The 909-nt window shown below is 47.2% G+C and carries 1 protein-coding gene; it reads left to right on the plus strand.

The features are described from left to right. Nucleotides 1-67 precede the first annotated feature (67 nt). On the plus strand, nucleotides 68-909 hold an 842-nt coding region (gene aroC, locus ACYVTD_RS13825), incomplete at its 3' end, for a chorismate synthase (protein ID WP_461248308.1).

Consider the following 909-nt stretch of genomic DNA (forward strand, 5'->3'; position numbering starts at 1 on the left):
GCACCGCCAAACAATATATTGAATTATACGCTCAAGTTACTAACGAGGAAACAAAAAGGTATTTATAATGTCAGGTAACACATTCGGCAAATTATTTAAAGTAACAACCTTCGGCGAATCGCACGGACTCGCTATGGGCTGCGTAATAGACGGCTGTCCTGCAGGTTTGGAAATTTCAGCTAACGACATTGAAAAAGAACTCGCCCGCCGCCGTCCAGGGGCTGTTTACGGCTCAAGGGACGAGAAAGATTCGCCTGAAATTTTATCGGGAATGTTTGAAGGTAAAACTCTTGGAATCCCGATAGCGATTATCGTCCGTAATACAAACCAGAACAGCAAAGACTATGACGAATTAAAAGACATTTACAGACCGGGACACGCCGATTTTACATGGGAAACAAAATACGGTATTAGAGACCATCGAGGCGGCGGCAGAAGCTCAGGGCGTGAAACTCTTTGCAGAGTCGCCTCAGGCGCTGTAGCCAAAAAATTCCTCGCTCTACAAGGAATAACAATAAAAGCGTGGACATCGTCTATCGCCGGAATAACTCAAGTTTCCCCTAATGAGGACGGCTTTGATTTTGAAGAAATAGAACGCAATCCTTTTCGAGTCCCCAGCAAAAGCGGCGCTGAAAAAGCAACCGCCAAAATAGAAGAACTTCGCTCTGAAGGCGAAAGTGCAGGCGGCGTTATAACCTGTCTTGTAACAGGCGTACCCATCGGTTTAGGCGAGCCTGTCTTTGAAAAACTTGACGCGCAATTAGCCGCCGCAGTTGTTTCCATTGGAGCGTGCAAGGGCGTTGAGTTTGGGGCGGGATTCGCCGCCGCAAACATGAAAGGCAGTGAAAATAACGACAAGCCTTGCGAAAACGGACAGGGTAAATTCGCCACCAATAATTGCGGCGGCAT

This window comes from Treponema sp. R6D11 (assembly GCF_054786075.1).